This is a genomic window from Cupriavidus sp. 01L46 (assembly GCF_056399905.1).
The window spans coordinates 1-8,949 of record NZ_JBFTSF010000259.1; the positions used below are offsets into that span (position 1 = coordinate 1).

The 8,949-nt window shown below is 63.6% G+C and carries 6 protein-coding genes and 2 pseudogenes; 3 read left to right on the forward strand and 5 right to left on the reverse strand.

Annotation, left to right across the window (positions count from 1 at the left end; translation table 11 throughout):
* Both AC1DS3_RS30370 and AC1DS3_RS30375 read left to right on the forward strand, forming a co-directional pair.
* Positions 1-134 (forward strand): annotated as a pseudogene (locus tag AC1DS3_RS30370) (IS1595-like element ISCARN29 family transposase); the annotation flags it as partial.
* Between the two features lie 66 nt (positions 135-200).
* Positions 201-767, forward strand: a complete 567-nt coding sequence (locus tag AC1DS3_RS30375; protein WP_477128578.1) for an acyloxyacyl hydrolase — start codon at positions 201-203, stop codon at positions 765-767.
* A gap of 48 nt (positions 768-815) precedes the next feature.
* Here AC1DS3_RS30375 and AC1DS3_RS30380 read toward each other — a convergent pair whose 3' ends face one another.
* The 4 genes from AC1DS3_RS30380 to AC1DS3_RS30395 all read right to left on the reverse strand — a co-directional run bounded on the left by AC1DS3_RS30380 (position 816) and on the right by AC1DS3_RS30395 (position 8,221).
* Complete coding sequence (locus tag AC1DS3_RS30380) at positions 816-2,120, reverse strand: amidohydrolase (protein WP_441632138.1); 1,305 nt, start codon at positions 2,118-2,120, stop codon at positions 816-818.
* Between the two features lie 314 nt (positions 2,121-2,434).
* Positions 2,435-3,172 (reverse strand): hypothetical protein, encoded by a 738-nt coding sequence (locus tag AC1DS3_RS30385; protein WP_441632017.1) that lies wholly within the window; start codon positions 3,170-3,172, stop codon positions 2,435-2,437.
* Positions 3,173-3,849: 677 nt separating this feature from the next.
* The gene (locus tag AC1DS3_RS30390; RefSeq protein WP_477128579.1) at positions 3,850-6,162 is read right to left on the reverse strand and encodes a two-partner secretion domain-containing protein; all 2,313 of its coding nucleotides are present in this window, start codon (positions 6,160-6,162) and stop codon (positions 3,850-3,852) included.
* A 373-nt stretch (positions 6,163-6,535) separates the two neighbouring features.
* Positions 6,536-8,221 (reverse strand): ShlB/FhaC/HecB family hemolysin secretion/activation protein, encoded by a 1,686-nt coding sequence (locus tag AC1DS3_RS30395; protein WP_477128580.1) that lies wholly within the window; start codon positions 8,219-8,221, stop codon positions 6,536-6,538.
* 206 nt (positions 8,222-8,427) lie between these two features.
* Here AC1DS3_RS30395 and AC1DS3_RS30400 point away from each other — a divergent pair.
* Positions 8,428-8,577: pseudogene (locus tag AC1DS3_RS30400) on the forward strand (carboxymuconolactone decarboxylase family protein); the annotation flags it as partial.
* Positions 8,578-8,688: 111 nt separating this feature from the next.
* Here AC1DS3_RS30400 and AC1DS3_RS30405 read toward each other — a convergent pair.
* Positions 8,689-8,949, reverse strand: a 261-nt coding sequence (locus AC1DS3_RS30405; protein ID WP_477128581.1) for a fimbrial protein, incomplete at its 5' end; no start/stop codon positions are given.

Sequence of the window (8,949 nt, forward strand, 5' to 3'; positions counted from 1 at the left end):
AACTCAGGGGCGTGGCCACCAAGTACTTGCCGAACTACCTGGCTTGGCAACGGCTGATGAGCTGGAACAAGGAAGGCGTTTCCGCCGACGATGTCATCGCGTCAGCTCTCGGCAAGCAGGTCATCAACGTTTAATCTGAACAGCGCCAACGCGATCAAGTTGTCAAAGAAACAAAAATTAATCTTCACAAGGCTTTCGTCATGCTTAGATCGGTCTTCTCCTTTGTCCTGATTTCCAGTGCGTTTGCCAGCGCCGCCGCGCTTGCCGCGCCCGCCAGCGAGGATGCCGCGTGGTTTGAGCCGGTTCGTCTTGGGGCAGCGCTGGGTGCGGGCGGCGAGGCTTCGATCGCGCGCCTGGAGGCGCGATGGAACCTGAAGACCGACCTTTGGGCGACGAGCTCGCGGTCAATCCGTGTTCGCCTGGGTCTCGAAGCTTCCGTTGGCGGGTGGAATCCACATGGCAGCAATAGTACCCTCATGGGCGATGTGGGCTTTACACCCATCCTCCGGGTCCAGGGTGCGGGCCGCTCGGGGCCTTTCGCGGAAGTCGGCGCCGGTGTGCACCTGCTGTCGCGGACTCGCATCTCGGACTCAAAGGTCTTCTCGACGGCATTCCAGTTTGGCGATCGCATTGCTGCCGGCTACCGGTTCGGGGACGCGATCGACTCGGAACTGGYGGTGCGCTTCCAGCACTACTCCAACGCCGGCATCAAGGAGCCGAACCCCGGTATCAACTTCTACATGCTTCAGTACTCGGCCCGCTTCTAAAAGGCTTGCGCCCGCGCTCAGGCGGGAGCATCGCACGGCGAAGCGCGTTCAAGGTGCCGCAAGCAGGCTAAGTACGGCCAGGCTCATGGCGGTGACACCGGTCTTGATCGACGGCTCGGGCACCGGGGCGAAGTAGGGCGAGTGATTGAAAACCAGGGGCTTGCCGCCGCTCTTGTTTGCGGCCGAGACGTCTTCAGGGTCAAGCACTCCCACAAGGAAGAACATCGAGGGCACCCCCTCGCCGCCGTACTCCGCGAAATCCTCACTGGTCGTGAGCGGAAGCGTACGGGCCACCTTGTCCTTGCCCAGGCCGGTCTGCAACGCGGCCTCGACGCGTGCGACCACAGTTTCGCTGTTCACCACGCCGAGGCCATTGTCGGTAATCGTGATCTCCGGCTCAGGTGCGGCGGCCGCGCTTGCCGATGCCCGCGCAACGCGCCGCACCCCGTCGACAAGCAATGCCCGCACCCCGGAATCGTAAGCGCGGATGGTGCCGCGCAGGACCGCGCTGTCGGGAATGATGTTGCCCGAGCTTCCTGCCTGGAGCGCGCCGACGGTGATCACGCCGAATGCCATCGGATCCTTTTCCCGGCTCGTCACGGCCTGCACATCCGTGACGAATCGCGAGGCAATGATGATCGGGTCCAGCGCCTTGTTGGGTGCGGAGCCGTGTCCGCCACGGCCTTTGAAGAGGATCTCGAATGCGCTGGCCGCAGACGTCATTGGGCCAATGCTGTAACTGACCGTGCCGTAAGGCCGGGGATCCGTGTGCAAGGCGAGCGCTGTGTCAGGCTTGGGAAAGCGCGTGAACAGTCCGTCGGCCAGCATGGCCCTGGCGCCGGCGCCGATCTCTTCAGCCGGCTGCGCCACGAACATCAAGGTGCCGCGCCACTGGGCCTTCATGGCGACCAGGGCGCGCGCGGCGCCTACCCAGGTTGCCATGTGCAAGTCGTGGCCGCAACTATGCGCAACGAGGCTCTCGCGCCCGTTCCACGTGGTGACTGTCTTGCTGGCATAGGGCAGAGAGGTCTTCTCTTCCATGGGGAGGCCATCCATGTCGGTGCGCACCATGATGGTCGGGCCCGGGCCGTTGCGGTACAGGGCCACCACGCCAGTCTTTCCCACGTTCTCGGTCACCTCGAACCCGAGCGCGCGCATCTCCCTGGCGAGCCGCGATGCCGTGCGGGTCTCGGCGAATGCAAGCTCGGGGTGCGCGTGCAGATCCTTGTACAAGGCGTCCAGCTCGGGATACATGGTCGCCACCAGGCCGCTCAGCCGGGTGGCTCGCCCGTCGTCAAGCTCGCTGGGTTGTGCCAACGTTGCGGCACCGGCATTGACGGCGGCAAGCAGCATGGCCGCGGCCGCCGCACGGCGAGCGAACGCGCGTTTTTGTTGCGCTATCTTTTGCAATTTCTTCTGCACTTGGAGTCTCCTTTCTTCCTGACCCCCAAAGCAAATGCACCGGATCTAAATCCGTTGTTGGAAATGGGGACGTGCGTCTGGAGGCGTTGACGGGTAGCGTTGAGAGAGTTTGACCAACAGGGGCATTCTAGAGACGCATTCGCCCGATTTGAATCGGACAAGTATTAAAAGCACGGCGCTCAACCCTTCTTCCACGGCGGCCGAGATCGAGCACCGGAAATCGGCGCACGTGGAAGGTCGCAGCCTTACTCGTCGATCAGCCGGGAGTGCCCATGCAACGAGATATGCGAGTCGGGCGGCAGATAGGCCACGGCGCTCGGGCGCGAGCCGGCATCGTACGTCGGCATAGCCAACTTATAGCTAACGCTATAGCCCGCGTTATCGTCAGCGCTATCGCCCGCGTCATAGGCTACGGGCACCCTGGCGCTGCGCGCGGCCGCTTGCCTGGCAGGAATCGGCGCGGCATACGAATGCCTGCGGGCTACGGCGTGCTGGACCGGCGCGGCGATGGGGCTGATGGTTGCGCTGGTGATTGCGTTTTTAGCCTGCAAAAGGGCGGGGAGAGGAGCCGCGGGCGCGGGCGAGCCAACCGCGGCCACCACGGCTTCCGGCTGCTCGGCCACAGCGGCTTGCAGCCCCGCATCTGGTGCGGGCGATTGCGCTGGCGAAGACACGGGCGAGGACACTGGCATGGACACAGGCTTGAATGCGGGCAAGGACGCGGGCAAGGGCGCAGGCGCGGGGCCCGTCAACCAGGCCGCCACCAGCCACGCCGCCACGGCCGCCATGCCGCAGCCCACCGTGCCGGCGGCCAGCCCGCGCAGCCGCTCGCGGCGCAATGCCCGCACATGGGTGGGGCGCGTGGCGGCAAGATGGATTTTCACGGCCTCGGCACGGTATGCAGCGAGCGTATCGCGTATATCGAAGCGCGTGCCCCATGGTGGCGGCACATCGAGTTGGGAAGGAATAACGGAACTAGACAAGGCTTACCTCCGAAGCGCAAAAGCGACGCAACGCTGCCGGCCTATCCGGGCGAAGCTGATCAGCGGGCCGATATTAGCACCGCAAACATGGGCTGAGAATCGGACAAATCCGATTCTGCGTAACGGCGGACCCGGTTCTTGATTACCGGGCTCTGGACCTAGATGCGTGTGTGGACTGAGGAGGAAGGCAATTGTCCTGGCTTGATCAATTCGGACTTATCCGATCTCCCGCGCCATTAAATTCAGACTTATCCGATTTCCTGCGCCATGAAACCCCGTTAGACTTTTGTTTGTCGGCATACCCCTATGTGTCGACGATCTACCTTTGCAGAGTGGGTGACCCCCTCCGACCCCGCAATCGCGCCCCAGGCTGTTATCCCCGTGACAGCCTGGGTTTTTTTTGGCGCGACGTGACGAACATCAGCAAAGTGGGCAAAGGGCGGAATCGACATTGGTTAAAGCGCCAAAAACCCCCACGGCGCTTTGCCTGGAAGGAAATCTCTCCGCGGAAAGAGAATTGCGGAGGCTCTTTGTAGTGAGTCGGTCCGTTGCGGCAGCGGTCAGATGGTTGGGCACCAAGGTTTAATTGCAATCTGCACGAAAGGCAGGCGCCGGGACGGCGCCCGCCTTTCCTTGGCTCATCCGCGTCGTGTTATGCGACGAGTGTCTCTAGCGCGTCAGTACCAGCGCGTATTCCAGCTGATGGACATCGTTTGCCACCAGGGGCGGACGACCGGGACCTGTGCGGACCAGCCTTGCTGTACCGGCCAGATTTGCTGTACGGGCCAGACTTGCTGCACCGGCCAGACCTGTTGCACGGGCCAGACCTGCACAGGCCAGACTTGCACGGGCTTGGCTTGCTGAACGGGCTTGGCTGGCTCTACCGGCTTGGCTTGTTCCACGGGCTTGGCCGGCTCCACCGGTTTGGTTTGCTCCACGGGCTTGGCTGGCTCTACCGGCTTGGCTTGCTCCACGGGCTTGGCTGGCTCTACCGGCTTGGCTTGCTCCACGGGCTTGGCTGGCTCTACCGGCTTGGCTTGTTCCACGGGCTTGGCCGGCTCCACCGGCTTGGTTTGCTCTACGGGCTTGGCTTGCTCGATGGTTCCGGTGTTGGAATACAGCGTCGACTGCACTTTGACCTTGCCCTGCTCGGCGGACATGCGGTTCGTATTGGTGAACATGAGGCTGGAGACCTCAACGTTGCCACGCTCGCTGGAGAGAGTCCCCCTGTTGCTGGCGGTCGTCGCTTTGACCGACAGATCCCGGCTTGCGGTGATATTGCCGGAATTCGAGAACGTCGTCCCATTTACCTTGGTGGCTCCGGTCGCGCTGCTGAGCCTACCTGTGTTGGTGATGGTTGTGCTATTCACGGCGAGGTCGCCTCCCTGGGCAAGCACATTTCCATCGTTGATCAGGGTTGTCGTACGTAACGAAAGCGCACCGTCTGCTTTGATGGTGTTCTTGTTCTGCAACGTGGTTGTGCCCACCGTGACGTCGCGGTCCGACTCGATTGTCCCGCGATTGATCAGCGTCGTCGAATTGATCGAGGTACCGGACGCGCCGCGGATCGTGCCGTCATTTTGCATGCTGTCCGAGCGAATATCAGCGGTGCCCGCCGCGATCAGTTGCGCGCCGGACTGTATGCTGAGCTTGTTCTCGGTGGCCTTCCCGGCGGCAACGAAGCCGGTGCCGCCGCCGCTGGCGTTCTCGTCATTCGGAGGGAGCGGACCAGTGACCTTGCCGTTTCCGTTACCGATCGAATTTCCGCTTTCGTTCCAGCTTACGTTTCCGTTTCCGTTACCGTTGCCGACCGACCTTCCGTTCCCGCCCCAGTTTACGTTCCCGTTTCCGTTCCCGCTGCCGACCGAATTTCCGTTTCCGTTCGAGCCTACGTTTCCGTTACCGTTATTGTTACCGATCGAATTTCCGTTTCCGTTCCAGCTTACGTTGCCGTTGCCGTTGCCCGTCGAGTTGCCGCTTCCGTTTCCGTTACCGTTGCCGATCGAATTTCCGCTTCCGTTCCAGCTCACGTTTCCGTTGCCGTTGCCGATCGAGTTCCCATTTCCGATCGAGTTCCCGTTCCAGTTTCCGTTCCCATTCCCGTTGCTCTGAGAGGGCGAACCAATGACATTGCCGCTCTTCTCGACCTTCAGGTCGCCCGTGAGCGCTTGCACCTTGCCTGCGATGTTAACGCCGGCGCCACCTTCGGTGCTCCGCAGCGAAATGGCGTTCGCGTACATGCCGCCAAGCGCGGCCACGTCAATCGCGCGCGCGGGCACGAGATCGTTCGCGTTGGTCTGCCTTGCGTCGATGCGGTCGCCGTCATACGCGATATCGTTGCGGCCTGCCACGGCGCGGATCTGGTCCTTTGCACGCACCACCGCATCGATCTTCATGGAGCGCGACAGCAGGTCCACCTTGTCCACCGTGCTGGCATCGAACCCCTTGCCGCCGATGGCGATGTCGCCGCCAGCCACTACGAAGCCGGACACTGCGCCACCGCTGGCGAGGGTCGGCGTGCCCGTGGTCAGCGTGACGCGGGAGGCGTTCAGCACGCTGCCGCCATCCACCGAGATGCCGTTCGGGTTGGCGACGATCAGCGCGGCGCGCTGCCCGGCAATTTCCGTTGCACCGTTCAACATGGTGCGGGAGTTGCCGACCACTTCATTCAGGATGACGCTGGCGGCGCCATTGGCGAGTGTGGAATTGCCCGCGACGTTGCCGCCGATCTGCGTGGCAGCACCGTTGGCGCTGTTGTTGAGCACCAAGCCATTGGCGCCCACGTTGTAGTTCTGGAACTGGTTGTGCGATACGCCGGCGGCGTTTGGCGCGTTGATCTGCACGAGCGGCACGCCATTGGCCGTCGCGCCGATAGCCGGACCGCCAGGTGCCGCGCTGATCTGTGCGGAAGCGATGGAGGCGTGAAGCGCCGGGACGGCCAGCAACAGTGCGCGCAGCAGGGTGCTGCAGCTGGGCTGGCGGGCAATCATGGATGTCTTTTTCATCATTTGGGCCATGTAAGTAAAGTGAGAGACGGCAGCCGCCGGCATACGGAGATTCGTGCCGATAGGGGGCGGGCATGCCGGGTCAGGGTGCTGGAGCTTCAGTGATGGCTGTGGTTGGCTTCCTCCGTCAGGTTGTGGATCAATGCAATTTCCGTTCATCCGGCTTTCGTGCGGGCACCGTATGCGGGCGGGAGTCGCCGGAAGCAGAACGCTGTTTCGCTCCCCTCTCCCATGAAATGGGAGAGGGGGGTGAGGGAGAGGGGGGCTACGGCAGCGCGGGATTCAGCCCGGCGATGAATCGCCGCACACGACAAACAACACACAGCACACAACACACGAAACCCGGATGAACCCAATGTCAAAGCTTCATGGATAGCTGCACGGCCACCGTCACCCGGGCCGCCTCGAACCCGGCCGGCTTGGCCACCGGCATGCCAACCGACACGTCGTAGCCAACCCTGCCGTACGCACCTCGGATCCCGAGCGCCGCGCCAACGAGCGTTCGCCCTGCGAGTTCGCGCGTTACGCTGCCACCCACGGCGCCCGCGTCTGCCGCGGCATAGGCTTCCTGCCCGGTGTTCCCGATCGCCAGTGCGACTTCATTGCGCAGCACCCATCCGCTTTGCCCCACCAGGGTGCGCGAGCCATCGAAGCCGCGCACGCTGTACCGGCTGCCGATCGAGAGCATCTCGGTCGCTGGAATTGCATTCGGCGCGGCCTGCGCATTCATGCTGGCGCGATAGCCCAGGCGTTGCCGGCCGACGGAGAAGGGCGCGTCGACGCTCGCGTTGGCGCTGAGGATGCTGTAGCGGCCGTTCCATTGCGTTCTTCCGCTCACATAGCCGCTGTTGGCCGACCACGCGGGAATGCTCCCGCGCAGGCTGAGGCCACCGGTGAACGTCATGCGGCGCGCGCGTTGATAGTGGGAGTAGCTGAGCGTGTAGCTGGTGATGTCGCGCGTCTGCACGCCGATCGGCCATTCGCCAAGCCGCACGTCGTCCGACCGCCGCGACAGCTTGGCGCGCACCGTGCCCTTCATGGTGCCGGTACGGTAAGCCACGCTGCCGGCGCCCACCTCGAACGTGCGCGTGCGGCCCGTGTAGGGCAGGTTGCCGGCGGTCGTGGCGATCGTCTGCAGGAAATCATACTGGTTCGCGCCCACCCAGAAGGAGCCATAGCCATACGGCACCGTCCATTGCAGGCCCATCGCGCGCGATCCCACGGTATGGTTGCCGAAGTGCGCATCGTTGTTGTAGGTGGCGATGAGCTGGTCGTACAGTCCCAGGGGCGAGTCGAMCACCAGTACGCCGCCGAGCTGGTTCTTGCCCGTCGCGTCGATGCCGGAATTGTCGGCGGTGACGATGGCGCGCCAGCGGCGCACCGCTGGCGCATGATGAATGGCGAGATCGGTCTGGCCAAACTCCTTGCCCGGCTCCAGCACCATCCGTACCGATGCGTCGCCGGCCACGGTGCGGATGTTCTCCAGTGTCTGGTCGAGATCGCGGAGATTGAGCACATCGCCTTCGCGCATCGGCATTGCCATGTGGCGGCGGCCTGGGGCGTCGCCGGTCTCGGCGATGCTGCCGATGCGGCCGGGCACGAGCTCGATCTCCAGCTTGCCGGCGCGCAGGTCCTGCTGGTCGATGAGAACTTGCGTGGTGAGATAGCCGCGCTCGATGAGCAGGTAGCGCAGATGATCGCGCAGGCGGGTGACCCCTTCGGATCCGACGCACACGTCCCGCACCTGCACGGCGCGCACGAGCCATGCGAACGCCTCGGCGTTCTTCCATGCAAGTCGCGAGATGTCGAAGCACGGCGACTCGGCGGGAAAATCGAGTATTGCGTGCGGGGAAGTCTCGCCACCGGACAGGACCGGCGCCGCGGCCGCGGCGCGTGTGAGCGCCTCGTCGACCTGCTGCGCCTGTCGGCGTGTCGCTTCGCTGGTCTCGGCCGCCGCGTGCGGTGTCAGGGACTGGGCGATGCCGGGAGAGATCTGAAGCAGGAGCAGTGCCGCTGCGCCGCCGATCTTAAGGATGGATGTCATGCTGCCAATGCTGCGCGCCCATGTCTGAAACACGGGTGCGGAATTGTTGCGGAAGCGCTAGCCGCCGATACCGAAGCCGCTTAGTGGGCCGGGTGGCAGTCGCTGTGTCTGTGTCGATGCTGTCGTTATCGAAGCAGGTACATTCTGAGTGTCTTAGGCAGGGAAGACAATCGGACAAGTTTGAATATGCGGCGGAATCTTCGAGAAAGTTCGGCGCGTTTCGCCGGTATCGCACCGGCCTGCCACTGCGCCTGCCGGATCCGGCGACGCGCGTCACCGCGGCGCGGTGGCGCTTGCAAGCGGAATGGCACATTCACCATCCGATCGCGGTCGATGCAGGCCTGCCCGCCGCGACAACATGCTGCGACGGACGCGCGGATCGCGTCGTTGACTACCTCGCCCTGTGAGCGCAGTCCGGTCGAATCGCGATCTTCCGGTCTTGACACGGTGACGCGGCCAGTGCGCTCTTACTGGTAGTCCACCAGCACGGACATCATGCCGGAAATCGTGCCGGGAGTGACCGTCGCTTCAGTTTGAACGTAGCGGGCCATCATCGGGATCGAGTAGGTGCCGCCGGTCGAGGTGCTATAGGCGCTGAGCGGCTGCCGTTGATTGAACGTCGCGGGCGTGCCGTTCGCGCCAGTGATCTGGATCGCCACGCCCTTCGCCGTCGAGCCGCCGCTGACCGGCAGCGCGCCGGCGAAGGCGGGCGCCGTGCCTCCGATGGG